The organism is Frigoribacterium sp. MCBA15_019 (assembly GCF_001864945.1).
In the GTDB taxonomy this organism is placed as follows: Bacteria; Actinomycetota; Actinomycetes; order Actinomycetales; family Microbacteriaceae; genus Frigoribacterium.
In genome coordinates this window covers 459,647-472,303 of the sequence record NZ_MJGS01000001.1, presented here as the reverse complement: position 1 = coordinate 472,303, position 12,657 = coordinate 459,647, and the positions used below count along the sequence as shown (strand labels likewise).

Sequence of the window (12,657 nt, the reverse complement as noted above, 5' to 3'; positions counted from 1 at the left end):
ACCACAGGACATGAAGAACGCACAGCAGCCGTCGGCCATGCCGATCCACAAGTACCGGCCCTTCCACGAGCAGATCGCGGTCGACCTGCCCGACCGCACCTGGCCCTCGAAGCGCATCACCGAGGCACCGCGCTGGTGCGCCGTCGACCTGCGCGACGGCAACCAGGCGCTGATCGACCCGATGAGCCCCGAGCGCAAGCGCATCATGTTCGACCTGCTGGTCGGCATGGGCTACAAAGAGATCGAGGTCGGCTTCCCGAGCGCCTCGCAGACCGACTTCGACTTCGTGCGCAGCCTCATCGACGAGGGCGCCATCCCGGACGACGTGACGATCCAGGTGCTGACCCAGGCGCGCGAGCACCTGATCGCGCGCACCTACGAGTCGATCGCCGGCGCCAAGCAGGCCATCGTGCACCTGTACAACTCGACGAGCGTGCTGCAGCGCGACGTCGTGTTCCGCACCGACCGTCAGGGCATCGTCGACATCGCGCTCGAGGGCGTCCGGCTGTGCCTCGAGGCCGAGAAGACCATCCCCGAGACGGCCGTCTTCTACGAGTACTCGCCCGAGAGCTACACCGGCACCGAGCTCGACTTCGCGCTCGACATCTGCAACCAGGTGATCGAGGCCTTCGACGCGACGCCCGAGCGTCCCGTGATCGTCAACCTGCCGGCGACCGTCGAGATGGCGACCCCCAACGTCTACGCCGACTCGATCGAGTGGATGCACCGTCACCTGGCCCGTCGCGACAGCGTCATCCTGTCGCTGCACCCTCACAACGACCGGGGCACCGGCATCGCCGCCGCCGAGCTGGGCTACCTGGCCGGCGCCGACCGCATCGAGGGCTGCCTCTTCGGCAACGGCGAGCGGACCGGCAACGTCGACCTCGTCGCGCTGGGCATCAACCTGTTCACTCAGGGCATCGACCCGCAGATCGACTTCAGCGACCTCGACATGGTCAAGCGCACGGCCGAGCACTGCAACCAGCTGCCCGTGCACGAGCGCAGCCCGTGGGCCGGCGACCTCGTCTACACGGCGTTCTCCGGTTCGCACCAGGACGCCATCAAGAAGGGCTTCGAGGCCATGGCCGCCACCGCGGCATCGCGCGGCGTCGACGTCGACGCCCTCGAGTGGGCGGTGCCGTACCTGCCGGTCGACCCCAAAGACCTGGGACGCAGCTACGAGGCGGTCATCCGTGTCAACTCGCAGTCGGGCAAGGGCGGCGTGGCCTACCTGCTCAAGGCCGACCACGCGATCGACCTGCCGCGCAAGCTGCAGATCGAGTTCAGCGGCGTCGTCCAGTCACGCACCGACGAAGAGGGCGGCGAGATGACGAGCGCCCACATCTGGTCGATCTTCCAGGACGAGTACCTGCCCGCCGACGAGGCCGACGACAAGTGGGGTCGCTTCGAGCTGACCCGGACGAGCACCTCGAGCGACATGTCGGGCGAGACCGTGCTCGACGTCGACCTGCGGGTCGGCGAGACCGTCGAGTCGACCTCGGCCCGAGGCACCGGGCCCATCGCGGCGTTCATCGCCGTGCTCGCCGAGCAGGGCGTCCAGGTCAAGCTGTACGACTACGTCGAGCACACCCTCAGCGCGTCGGGCGACGCGCAGGCCGCTGCCTACGTCGAGCTCGACGTCGACGGCACCCGGCTCTGGGGCGTCGGCATCGACGCCGACATCTCGACGGCCTCGCTCAAGGCCATCGTCTCGGCCGTGAACCGCGCCATCCGCACGACGACCGACGTGCGCGAGCTCGCCTCGGTCTAGTCGGCCTGCCCCGACCCGCCGGTCTCGACCCGCCCCCGGTGCCCTCGGCGCCGGGGGCGTCGTCGTGCCGCCAGAGGTGTCGGTAAATCCTGCCTGCGGTTGTGCGCGGGTGCGGGTGTGCGGCGTGTCGGGGTCCGCTGGCGCAGGGAGCAGGAGTTGCCGACACGGGCGGTGCGCCCGACGTCAGCGGGGCCGACGCCAGCGGGGGAGCCGGCTGAGGGCGCGCTGCTCGGGCAGGGTCCAGCCGAACCGGACCGCCAGCATGCGGATGACCAGCGTGATCGACGTGCCCGCGATGGCGGAGACGGCCACGGGTGCCCCGAGCGACACGGCCACGACCAGCACGACGGTGCCCCCGGCCGCCGCCACGGCGTAGAGCGACCCCACGTGCATCATCGCGATGGTGAGGTTCATCAGCAGGTCGCGGAGCACCGAGCCGCCGACGGCGGCGATGACCCCGACGAACACGGCGGGGATCTCGGGCAGTCCGAGCGAGAGCGCCTTGGTCGACCCGATCGCGCCGAGCAGGCCGATCGTCAGCGCGTCGAGCACGGTGATGACCCCGGCCAGGCGGGTGAAGACCCGTTGCAGAGCCATGCCGACGATCGCGGCCGCGACGGCGACGAGCAGGTACCAGTTGCTCGTCATGGCCCGGGGCACCTCGCCGAGCAGGACGTCGCGCAGCACGCCGCCGCCGAGTCCCGTGGCGATGCCGATGATGGCGATGCCGAGCAGGTCGAGACGGCGGTCCTTGTACTCGGAGGCGAACATCGCCCCCTGCAGGCTGCCGATGCCGACGGCGAGGAGGTCCACCCACAGGGGTACGGCGAAGGCTGTGGCGTGCACCTGACGTTTGTACCACGCGTGCGATGCTTGGTCGGTGCCCGTCTACCGTGATGAATGCGTCGTGTTGCGCACCCACAAGCTGGGTGAGGCCGACCGCATCCTCACGATGCTCAGTCGCAACCACGGCAAGATCCGAGCCGTGGCCAAGGGCGTCCGACGGACGGCCTCGAAGTTCGGCGCGCGCCTCGAGCCGATGATGGTCGCCGACCTGCAGCTCTACGAGGGCCGTTCGCTCGACATCGTGCAGCAGGCCGAGTCGCTCGGCTCGTACGGTGCCGTGATCGCGGCCGACTACGAGAGCTACACGGCCGGCAGCGTGATGGTCGAGACGGCCGACAAGCTGACCGAGGCCGAGGCGGGTCTGCAGCAGTACCTCCTGCTCGTCGGGGCCCTCCGCTCGCTCGCGCGCCACGAGCACGCCCCCCAGCTCACGCTCGATTCGTACCTCCTGCGTGCGCTCAGCATCGCGGGCTGGTCGCCGAGCTTCGGCGACTGCGCCGTCACCGGTGCACCCGGGCCGCACTCGGCCTTCGTCGTGCAGCTGGGTGGCGTGGTGGCCGACTCGCACGCGCCTCCCGGCGCTCCGCGGTTGACGCAGGAGGCGCTGGCCCTGTTGGGCGCGCTGCTCACGGGGGACTGGGGCCACGCCGAGGACGCGCCCGACGCGACCCGCAACCAGGCGAGCGGCGTCGTCGCCGCCTACACGCAGTGGCACCTCGAACGGGGACTGCGATCGCTGCAGCACGTCGACCGGGTGCCCGGAAAAGAGAGACCGTGAAGAAGACCCACCGCGACGCCGCCGACTTCCGCCCGCTCGACTGGACCGGCGTCCACCCGCCGGCGATGCCGAGGGGCGCCGTGCCCGAGCACGTCGCGATCGTCATGGACGGCAACGGGCGCTGGGCCAACGGGCGTGGGCTCACCCGCGTCGAAGGGCACAAGGCGGGTGAGATGTCGCTGCTCGACGTGGTCGCCGGGGCGATCCAGATCGGCGTCAAGCACCTGAGCGTCTACGCGTTCTCGACCGAGAACTGGAAGCGCTCGCCCGACGAGGTGCGATTCCTGATGGGCTTCAACCGTGACGTGCTGCACCGCCGTCGCGACCAGCTGAACGCCTGGGGAGTGCGGGTCCGCTGGGCCGGGCGCAAACCGCGGCTGTGGGGGTCGGTCATCAACGAGCTTCAGTTCGCCGAAGAGCTGACGAAGGGCAACGACGTCCTGACGCTGACGATGTGCGTCAACTACGGCGGGCGGACCGAGATCGCCGACGCGGTGCGGTCGATCGCCGACGACGTCGCGGCCGGGCGACTCAAGCCCTCGGCCGTCGGTGAGAAGCTGATCCAGAAGCGGTTGTACGCTCCCGAGCTGCCCGACGTCGACCTGTTCGTGCGCAGTTCGGGCGAGCAGCGCACGAGCAACTTCATGCTCTGGCAGTCCGCCTACGCCGAGATGGTGTTCCTGGATCGGCTGTGGCCCGACTTCACCCGCACCGACCTGTGGGAGGCCGTCGAGACGTACGCCTCGCGCACCCGACGATTCGGGGGAGCGGTGGACACCCCGACCCCGGCCTGATCGGACGCCCGTCAGAACTGGATGTTCGCGCCCAGGAAGATCCGCTCGGCCGGCCACAGGAACTGCAGCGTCAGCGGGCCGTCGCTCGCCCGGTGGAACCAGGCGTTGGCGAAGACGGTCGACTCGCCGGGCAGCAGGTACCAGTTCGCGCTGTCGGCCGGGAACTTCGACTCGAGCGAGGTCTCGTAACCCATCTGGGTCAACAGGTCCTGCCCGGCGAAGACGTCCTGCGTGGCGAGGTCGTTGCCGTACGACGAGTAGTCGGCGCTCAGGTCGGTCAGGTCGAGCCGACGCTGCGAGTTGTTCGTCAGGACGTAGGCCGTGACCTCGACGTCGGTGCCCGCCGGGTAGGGGTCGGTGCCGTCGGGGCGGGCGTAGATCGAGGGTGCCGTGGTCGTCAGCTCGCCGACGCCGTAGACGTAGATGGTGAGGTCCTTGTAGTTGACCTGGCCGAGCAGCGTGCCGCCGGGGGCGAGGGCGTCGGGTTGCGACCCCCCGCCGCCTCCGGTGCCGGGGGCGCCGGTCACCTGGGGTTGCGGCGCGCCGCTGGCGCCCGGGCCCGAGGTCGCCGCCGACCCGTCCGCACCGACGGGCGTGAGGTCGTCCAGGCTCGGGAAGCAGCCGGTCAGCCCGACGAGGGCCAGCACCGAGACGGCGATGCCGACGGTCAGTCTTCTGCGCACGACCTGCACCTCTCCTGGTTCGTCGGACCAGCCTAACGCGGCGCCACCGACGGCTCGCCCCGTCGGACCGGCACGAGGCCCAGCGCGTCGCCGTCCACCTGCTCGAAGGCGTCCAGGACCGCACGCACGCTCGGTACGCGGTCGCCGCCGCGCCCGTGGACGACGTGCACCACCCGGGCGAGGCCCTCGTCCAGGCCGACCACGCGCACCCCGGGAGGCACGGCGGCCGACACCAACGACAGCCCCGGCAGCAGCGCGACGCCGAGCCCCGCCGCGACGAGACCGAGCACGGCCAGGGCGTTGTCCGTCTCGAGCACGATCTCGGGCTCGAACCCGGACGCGGCGCAGGTCGCGAGCAGATGGCCTCGGCAGCGCGGGCAGCCGCCGATCCACCTCTCGTCCGCCAGGCCGGCGAAGTCGTCGCCGCGGGCGAACGGGTGCGCCGTCGGCAGGACCAGCACCGTGCGATCGACGAAGGAGGCGCGGTGCAGCAGCCCGTCGAGGTCGCGTTCGCCCCCGGATTCGGCGCCGTGGCGGAAGGTGACCGCGACGTCCGCCGAGCCGTCCCGGAGTCGTGCCAGCGCCTCCGGGGGTTCCGCCTCGACGTAGTCGACCGTCAGGCCGGGGTGCCGGTCGCGCAGGCGTGACAGCACGTCGGGGACGATCGTGGACGATGCGCTGGGGAAACCGGCCAGCGTGACGCGGCCCGTGGCGACGCCGCCCAGGGCGTCGAGGTCCTGCCGGGCGGCGTCGAGGGCCGCCTGCACGTGGACGGCGTGGGCCGCGAGCCTCTGCCCGGCCTCGGTCAGGGCGACGCCGCGTCCCGCACGCAGCACGAGCGGCTGACCGACCTGGCGTTCGGCCCGCCGGAGTTGCTGGCTGACGGCGGGTTGGCTGTAGCCGAGCTGGGCGGCGGCCGCCGTGATCGTGCCGGTGTCCGCAACGGCACGGACGACACGCAGTGACGCGAGGTCGAGATCGTCGGTCATGCTCGAATCATAAGCCGGGGTGATGGATGACCTCAGACACTGGCGGTTGTCCTGCGATCTCGACGGGAGGAGCCTGAGGGCATGACCGAGCCCCGTCCCGACCTCTTCGTCCCCGCCCCGGGCTACCTCGCGGCCTGCACCATGGGCCTGCCGATGCGGTCGACGGTCGAGGCCGTGCGAGCCGACCTCGACCGGTGGTCGTCCGGTCAGGCCGGTCCCGTCGCCTACGGCGCCGTCGTCGAGGAGGCGCGCGCGGCCTTCGCCCGGCTGGCCCGGGTCGACGTCGGCCGCGTCGCCATCGCGTCCCAGACGTCGGCGATGGTCGCGGTGATCGCGGCCTCGGTCCCGGACGGTGCCGAGGTGCTCGTGCCCACGGGCGACTTCAGCTCGATCGTCTACCCCTTCGTGGTGCAGGAGGCGCGGGGCGTCCGGGTGCGGAGCGTCCCGCTCGACGAGGTGGCCGGCTCCGTCGGGCCCGACACGCACCTCGTGGCCTGGTCGGCGGTCCAGTCCGCCACGGGCGAGGTCGCCGACGACGCGGCCATCGTCGCCGCGGCGGCCCGTCACGGGTCACTGACGCTGTGCGACCTGACCCAGGCCGCCGGCGTGCGACCCGTCGACGCCTCGCGGTACGACGCCAGCGTCACGCACGCCTACAAGTGGTTGTGCTGCCCGCGGGGCGTGGCGTTCCTCACCCTGGGGGAGCGGCTGCAGCGCGTCATGGTGCCCGCACAGGCCGGCTGGTACGCCGGCGACGACGTGTGGGGCTCGTGCTACGGCCCCGAGATGCGGCTCGCCGCGGACGCCCGCGCCTTCGACGTCTCGCCCGCCTGGCAGGCCTGGGCCGGGGCGCTGCCCGCGCTCCGAACGTTCGCCGGGCTCGACGCCGACGAGACCTGGGCGCACGCCGCCGGGACGGGCGACGCCCTCTGCTCGCGGCTCGGGATCGAGGCGCAGGGCCGCGCGATCGTGACCTGGGCCGATCCCGACGGACGCGACCAGCGCCTCCTCGGCGACGCCGGTCTCGTGGTGTCGGGGCGCGCCGGTCGCGTCCGCGTGGCGTTCCACCTCTGGAACGACGAGAGCGACGTCGAGGCCGTCGCCGCCGCGCTCGGCCGGTGACGCACCGCCGCTAGAGTTGCCGGGTACCTCGACCGACCGGGCACCCAGCTCGGGCCTCAACTCATCGGAGCATCACACGTGGCAGCACCCAACCGTCTCGATTCCGTCATCGCCTTGGCCAAGCGCCGCGGCTTCGTCTTCCAGTCGGGAGAGATCTACGGCGGTTCGCGCTCGGCCTGGGACTACGGGCCCCTCGGCGTCGCCCTGAAGGAGAACATCAAGCGCCAGTGGTGGCAGACCATGGTGCAGGGCCGCGACGACGTCGTCGGCCTCGACTCGGCGGTCATCCTGCCGCGTCAGGTGTGGGAGGCCTCGGGCCACGTCGAGGTCTTCAGCGACCCGCTGGTCGAGTCGCTGCACACCCACAAGCGCTACCGCGCCGATCACCTGCTCGAGGCGTACGAGGCCAAGCACGGCCACCCGCCCGAGAACGGCCTGGCCGACGTCCGCGACCCCGACACCGGGCAGCCCGGCTCGTGGACCGAACCGCAGAACTTCTCGGGCCTGCTCAAGACCTTCCTCGGTCCGGTCGACAACGAGCAGGGCATGGCCTACCTGCGACCCGAGACCGCGCAGGGCATCTTCACCAACTTCGACAACATCCTGCAGTCGTCGCGCATCAAGCCCCCGTTCGGCATCGGCCAGATCGGCAAGAGCTTCCGCAACGAGATCACGCCCGGCAACTTCATCTTCCGCACGCGCGAGTTCGAGCAGATGGAGATGGAGTTCTTCGTCGAGCCCGGCACCGACGAAGAGTGGCACCAGTACTGGATCGACCAGCGGTTCCAGTGGTACGTCGACCTCGGCATCGACCCCGACAACCTGCGCCTCTACGAGCACGCCGCCGAGAAGCTCTCGCACTACTCGAAGCGCACCGTCGACATCGAGTACCGCTTCCGCTTCGCCGGCGGCGAGTTCGGCGAACTCGAAGGCATCGCGAACCGCACCGACTACGACCTCAAGACCCACGCCGCCGCCTCGGGCAAGGACCTGACCTACTTCGACCAGGCCAAGAACGAGCGCTGGACGCCTTACGTCATCGAGCCCGCGGCCGGCCTGACCCGCTCGCTCATGGCGTTCCTCGTCGACGCGTACACCGAAGACGAGGCACCGAACGCCAAGGGCGGCGTCGACAAGCGCACCGTCCTGAAGCTCGACCGGCGCCTGGCCCCGATCAAGGTCGCCGTCCTGCCGCTCAGCCGCAACGAGCAGCTGTCGCCCATGGCCCGGGGGCTCGCCTCGGACCTCCGCAAGTACTGGAACATCGACTTCGACGACGCGGGGGCCATCGGCCGCCGCTACCGCCGCCAGGACGAGATCGGCACGCCGTTCTGCGTCACCGTCGACTTCGACTCGCTCGAGGACGACGCCGTGACCGTGCGCGAGCGCGACACCATGGCCCAGCAGCGCATCCCGCTGGCCGGGCTGCGGGCCTACCTGGCCGAGCAGCTGCTCGGCGCGTAGGCGTACGGATCGACGCCCCCGACGGGCCCTCCTCGTGCACCCGCTGCACGACGAGGGCCCGTCTCTCGTCGTGCGTCGGCCCCACGTCGTTCCGTCACGTGTCTGCAACTCCTGCCTGCCGCGCGTGCTCGGGCCGCGGGGCCGCAGGAACTGGCGGCTCGCCGCACCGGGCCGACGCGGGAGGCAGGAGTTGCCTACAGGGGCAGGCGGGTGAGGGCGACGCGCGAGGGGGCGCCGGGGCGACGGGGCGAAGCGCGACGGGGCGCCGGGGCGACGGGGCGACGGGGCGACGGGGCGACGCGCGAGGGGCGCCGGGAATGGGAAGGCCCGGGCGCGAGTTGGGCCTGCCGTGACCGCAGACTCCGCCATCCCGTCCGCGACCGTCAAGGTCGACATCTGGTCCGACATCGCCTGCCCGTGGTGCTTCATCGGCAAGCGCAAGTTCGAGGAGGCCGTGCGACGCTTCGACGGCCCCGTCGAGGTCGAGTACCACTCGTTCGAGCTCTCTCCCGACACCCCGGTCGACTTCGAGGGTGACGAGGTCGACTTCCTCTCGAAGCACAAAGGCATGCCCGCCGACCAGGTCCGCGGCATGCTCGACACCGTCGCCGGCATCGCGTCCGAGGTCGGCCTCGCCTACGACTTCGAACACCTGCAGCACACCAACACGGTCAAGGCGCACGAGCTGCTGCACTTCGCGAAGGCGAACGGTCGTCAGACCGAGATGAAGGAGCGCCTCCTCCACGCCTACTTCGAGGAGGGCCGCCATGTGGGCCGCGTGGACGATCTCGTCGCGCTGGCCGGCGAGGTCGGCCTCGACGAGCAGGAGGCGCGCGAGGCCCTCGCGACCGGACGTCACCTCGACGACGTGCGGGCCGACCAGGCCCAGGCGCAGGCCTTCGGCATCACCGGAGTCCCGTTCTTCGTCCTCGACGGCAAGTACGGAATCTCGGGCGCGCAGGCTCCCGAGACCTTCGTGCAGGCTCTCGAGCAGGTCGCCTCCGAGGTGGCCCGATGACCGAGCCCGTCGAGGTCGGGACGCCGTCCGTGCCCTTCACCATGCTCGGCGCACCGGACGCCGCCGCCTGCGAGGGCGACTCCTGCCTCGTCGTCCCGCCGAGCACCGCCCGTGCGTCCTCCGACCGGACCTCGGACGACGAGCCCGGGAGGCGCGGCGTCAGTCGCTGATGTCGGCCACGGTCGCGTCGTACCCGGCGATCAGGTCGTCGGCCTCGACGAAGGCGCTGAAGCCGTGGGCTCCGGCACCCAGGGCGACGCGCCTCCCCACGATGCGGGAGTCCGCGACGACCGGCCACGCGGTCGAGCTGCCCAGGGGAGTGATCGTGCCCCGCTCGTACCCGGTGGCTTCGAGGGCGACGTCCGCGCTCGGCATCGACAGCTTGTTGACGCCGACGACCGCTCGGAGCTTCGCCCACGAGATCTGCCGCTCGCCCGGGACGAGCGCGAACAAGAACGAGCCGTCGTGCCGCTTGACCACCAGGCTCTTCACGATGTCGGAGGGCTGCAGTCCGAGCGACGCCGCAGCGGCCTCGAGCGAGTCGGCCGCCGGACGCGCCACGATCTCGACCGCGAGACCGTGTGCCGCCGCGTCCGTGCGCACCCGCCCCGTGCCGTCGACCCGCCCCGGGTCGACCCCGACGTCCGCGTCGTCCACACCACTCGTCAGCCCGCCGTCGCTCATGGGAGAATCGTAACGATGTCCACCACCACCCTGCCCTCGCGCGGCCTCTCGATCGGTCCGATCGACGTGGCCTCGCCGGTCGTGCTCGCCCCCATGGCCGGCATCACCAACACGGCCTACCGTCGCCTCTGCCGCGAGTACGGTGCCGGCCTCTACGTCAGCGAGATGATCACGAGCCGGGCGCTGGTCGAGCGCACGCCCGAGTCGATGCGCCTCATCCAGCACCACGAGTCAGAGACCCCCCGCAGCATCCAGCTCTACGGCGTCGAGCCCAACACGGTGGCCGAGGCGGTCACCCTGCTCGTCGCCGAGGACCGCGCCGACCACATCGACCTCAACTTCGGCTGCCCGGTCCCCAAGGTCACCCGCAAGGGCGGCGGTTCGGCCCTCCCCTGGAAGATCGGCCTCTTCCGCGAGATCGTCGAGGGTGCGGTCAAGGCCGCCGGTGACATCCCGGTGACCGTCAAAATGCGCAAGGGCATCGACGACGACCACCTCACCTACCTCGAAGCCGGTCGTGCCGCGCAGGGCGCAGGCGTGGCGAGCATCGCCTTGCACGCGCGCACGGCGGCCGACTTCTACTCGGGCACCGCCGACTGGTCGGCCATCGCGACCCTGAAGCAGACGATCACCGACGTGCCGGTCCTCGGCAACGGCGACATCTGGTCGGCGGCCGACGCGCTGCGCATGGTCGACGAGACCGGCTGCGACGGCGTGGTCGTCGGCCGGGGCTGCCTCGGCCGCCCGTGGTTGTTCGGTGACCTCGCCGCGGCTTTCCGCGGTGAAGACCTCAAGGCCGAGCCGACCCTCGGCGAGGTGGGCCGCGCCTTCCGCCGTCACGCCGAGCTCATGGTCGAGTTCTGGTCGGGCGACGAGGGGCGGGCCTGCCGAGACATGCGCAAGCACGTCGCCTGGTACTTCAAGGGCTACCCCGTGGGCGGTGAGGTCCGGGCGGCTCTCGCGCTGGCCGACTCGTTGCAGCAGATCGACGACCTGCTCGCCACGATGGACCCCGACGAGCAGTACCCGGGCGAGGCGGCCGAGGGGCCGCGGGGTCGTGCCGGCAGCCCCAAGCGTCCTGCCCTGCCCGACCGGTGGCTCGAGAGCCGAGACCTCGACGAGGCCTTCAAGGCCGAGCTCGCCGCCGCCGAACTGCACCACAGCGGCGGCTAGGCACGCCCGTCCGCGACATCCCTTCCCGTCCCGACCGAGAGGCCCCGGTGTCCACCGAAGCCCTGCCGAGTGCTGCCCCCGGGTACGACCCCGCCGACTCCGAGCGTTGGTTGCCCGAGCAGCACTCCAACCGGCGCAGCGACTTCGCCCGCGATCGGGCCCGTCTGTTGCACTCGAGTGCGCTGCGTCGCCTGGCGGCGAAGACGCAGGTGCTGAGTCCGACCGCCGGCCTCGACTTCGCCCGCAACCGGCTGACGCACTCGCTCGAGGTCGCGCAGGTCGGTCGTGAGCTCGCGACGAGCCTGGGCCTCGACCCCGACGTCGTCGACACGGCCTGCCTCGCGCACGACCTCGGCCACCCGCCGTTCGGGCACAACGGCGAGCGGGCCCTGAACGAGTGGTCGTCCGACATCGGCGGCTTCGAGGGCAACGCGCAGACCCTCCGGCTGCTGACCCGCATCGAACCGAAGGTGATCGACGCGACCGGGCGGAGTTTCGGGCTGAACCTGACCCGCGCGAGCCTCGACGCCAGTTGCAAGTACCCGTGGCCGGCAGCCCAGGGCATCCCGGACCCGGGCGGTCGGATGAAGTTCGGCTTCTACGACGACGACACGGCCGCCTTCGAGTGGCTGCGCCGGGGCGCCCCGCGACGGCGACGGTGCGTCGAGGCCCAGGTGATGGACCTCAGCGACGACATCGCGTACTCCGTCCACGACTTCGAGGACGCCGTCGTCAACGGGTACGTCGACGTCGCGGCCCTGGGGGCCCGGGTCGACCACGACTCGCTCGTCACGGCCATGCACGCGTGGGTCGGCGGCGAGCTCAGCCGCGACGAGCTGACCGAGGCCTTCGACCGGTTGCAGGCACTGCCGTTCTGGCTCGAGTCGTACGACGGCAGCCGGTTCGCGCAGGCCCGCCTCAAGAACCTCACGAGCCAGCTGATCGGCCGGTTCGCCGGCTCGGCCACGCAGGCGACCCGCGACTCGTATCCCGGTGACGCCCTGATGCGCTTCGGGGCTTCGGTCGTGGTCGCCCCCGACGTGATCGGCGAGATCGCCGTGCTCAAGGGCATCGTCGCGGCCTTCGTCATGACGAGTGACGACCGGCAGCCGATCTACCTGCGGCAGCGCGAGGTGCTCACCGGCCTCGCCGACGCCCTCTGGCAGGCGGGCCCTTCCGAACTCGACCGGGGCTTCGCGGCCGACTGGGCCTCGGCCGACGACGACGCCGCGAGGCGTCGGGTCGTGGTCGACCAGGTCGCCTCGCTGACCGACCAGAGCGCCATGGCCTGGCATGACCGGCTGACCGCCGGCCGCTAGGGGCGACCCCCCCCGA

At 71.3% G+C, this 12,657-nt stretch carries 13 protein-coding genes; 9 read left to right on the top strand and 4 right to left on the bottom strand.

What is annotated here, in order from left to right:
- Positions 1-10: 10 nt before the first annotated feature.
- Positions 11-1,771, top strand: coding sequence for a 2-isopropylmalate synthase (gene leuA, locus BIV04_RS02255; RefSeq protein WP_071253768.1), 1,761 nt, complete (start codon positions 11-13; stop codon positions 1,769-1,771).
- Positions 1,772-1,954: 183 nt separating this feature from the next.
- Here leuA and BIV04_RS02250 read toward each other — a convergent pair whose 3' ends face one another.
- The gene (locus tag BIV04_RS02250; protein ID WP_071253766.1) at positions 1,955-2,617 is read right to left on the bottom strand and encodes a trimeric intracellular cation channel family protein; all 663 of its coding nucleotides are present in this window, start codon (positions 2,615-2,617) and stop codon (positions 1,955-1,957) included.
- A 34-nt stretch (positions 2,618-2,651) separates the two neighbouring features.
- Between BIV04_RS02250 and recO the strand changes: the two genes are divergently transcribed.
- Both recO and BIV04_RS02240 read left to right on the top strand, forming a co-directional pair.
- Entirely contained in the window at positions 2,652-3,395 is a 744-nt protein-coding gene (gene recO / locus BIV04_RS02245) for a DNA repair protein RecO (RefSeq protein ID WP_071253763.1), read from the top strand.
- Positions 3,392-4,189, top strand: a complete 798-nt coding sequence (locus tag BIV04_RS02240; RefSeq protein WP_071253761.1) for an isoprenyl transferase — start codon at positions 3,392-3,394, stop codon at positions 4,187-4,189. Before recO ends, BIV04_RS02240 begins: the two co-directional genes overlap by 4 nt.
- An 11-nt stretch (positions 4,190-4,200) precedes the next feature.
- Here BIV04_RS02240 and BIV04_RS02235 read toward each other — a convergent pair whose 3' ends face one another.
- Entirely contained in the window at positions 4,201-4,872 is a 672-nt protein-coding gene (locus tag BIV04_RS02235; protein ID WP_143048510.1) for a hypothetical protein, read from the bottom strand.
- Between the two features lie 32 nt (positions 4,873-4,904).
- Entirely contained in the window at positions 4,905-5,861 is a 957-nt protein-coding gene (locus BIV04_RS02230) for a LysR family transcriptional regulator (RefSeq protein WP_071253757.1), read from the bottom strand.
- Positions 5,862-5,942: 81 nt separating this feature from the next.
- Here BIV04_RS02230 and BIV04_RS02225 point away from each other — a divergent pair, with 81 nt between their 5' ends.
- From BIV04_RS02225 to BIV04_RS16975, 4 genes are all read left to right on the top strand, one after another.
- Positions 5,943-6,983, top strand: coding sequence for an aminotransferase class V-fold PLP-dependent enzyme (locus tag BIV04_RS02225; protein WP_071253754.1), 1,041 nt, complete (start codon positions 5,943-5,945; stop codon positions 6,981-6,983).
- A 78-nt stretch (positions 6,984-7,061) separates the two neighbouring features.
- Entirely contained in the window at positions 7,062-8,447 is a 1,386-nt protein-coding gene (locus BIV04_RS02220; protein ID WP_071253752.1) for a glycine--tRNA ligase, read from the top strand.
- Positions 8,448-8,796: 349 nt separating this feature from the next.
- Positions 8,797-9,465, top strand: a complete 669-nt coding sequence (locus BIV04_RS02215) for a DsbA family protein (RefSeq protein ID WP_255364117.1) — start codon at positions 8,797-8,799, stop codon at positions 9,463-9,465.
- Positions 9,462-9,635, top strand: a complete 174-nt coding sequence (locus tag BIV04_RS16975; RefSeq protein WP_177174742.1) for a hypothetical protein — start codon at positions 9,462-9,464, stop codon at positions 9,633-9,635. The genes BIV04_RS02215 and BIV04_RS16975 overlap by 4 nt, the downstream gene beginning before the upstream one ends.
- On the opposite strand, the gene BIV04_RS02210 is transcribed toward BIV04_RS16975, so the two are convergent.
- On the bottom strand, positions 9,625-10,149 hold the full coding sequence (locus tag BIV04_RS02210; RefSeq protein ID WP_083396063.1) for an aminoacyl-tRNA deacylase: 525 nt from the start codon (positions 10,147-10,149) through the stop codon (positions 9,625-9,627). The genes BIV04_RS16975 and BIV04_RS02210 overlap by 11 nt on opposite strands.
- Positions 10,150-10,164: 15 nt before the next feature.
- Here BIV04_RS02210 and dusB point away from each other — a divergent pair, with 15 nt between their 5' ends.
- Together dusB and BIV04_RS02200 are read left to right on the top strand one after the other, a co-directional pair.
- A complete protein-coding gene (gene dusB, locus BIV04_RS02205) occupies positions 10,165-11,322 on the top strand; it encodes a tRNA dihydrouridine synthase DusB (RefSeq protein WP_071253750.1) in 1,158 nt (385 codons plus the stop codon).
- Positions 11,323-11,369: 47 nt separating this feature from the next.
- Positions 11,370-12,641 (top strand): deoxyguanosinetriphosphate triphosphohydrolase, encoded by a 1,272-nt coding sequence (locus BIV04_RS02200; RefSeq protein WP_255364116.1) that lies wholly within the window; start codon positions 11,370-11,372, stop codon positions 12,639-12,641.
- Positions 12,642-12,657: the final 16 nt, after the last annotated feature.

Bases quoted from the DNA above. Each gene is read 5' to 3' on its own strand.
- leuA (WP_071253768.1), top strand. From the start codon at position 11: ATGAAGAACGCACAGCAGCCGTCGGCCATGCCGATCCACAAGTACCGG.
- BIV04_RS02230 (WP_071253757.1), bottom strand. From the start codon at position 5,861: ATGACCGACGATCTCGACCTCGCGTCACTGCGTGTCGTCCGTGCCGTT.
- BIV04_RS02225 (WP_071253754.1), top strand. From the start codon at position 5,943: ATGACCGAGCCCCGTCCCGACCTCTTCGTCCCCGCCCCGGGCTACCTC.
- BIV04_RS16975 (WP_177174742.1), top strand. From the start codon at position 9,462: ATGACCGAGCCCGTCGAGGTCGGGACGCCGTCCGTGCCCTTCACCATG.
- BIV04_RS02210 (WP_083396063.1), bottom strand. From the start codon at position 10,149: ATGAGCGACGGCGGGCTGACGAGTGGTGTGGACGACGCGGACGTCGGG.
- dusB (WP_071253750.1), top strand. From the start codon at position 10,165: ATGTCCACCACCACCCTGCCCTCGCGCGGCCTCTCGATCGGTCCGATC.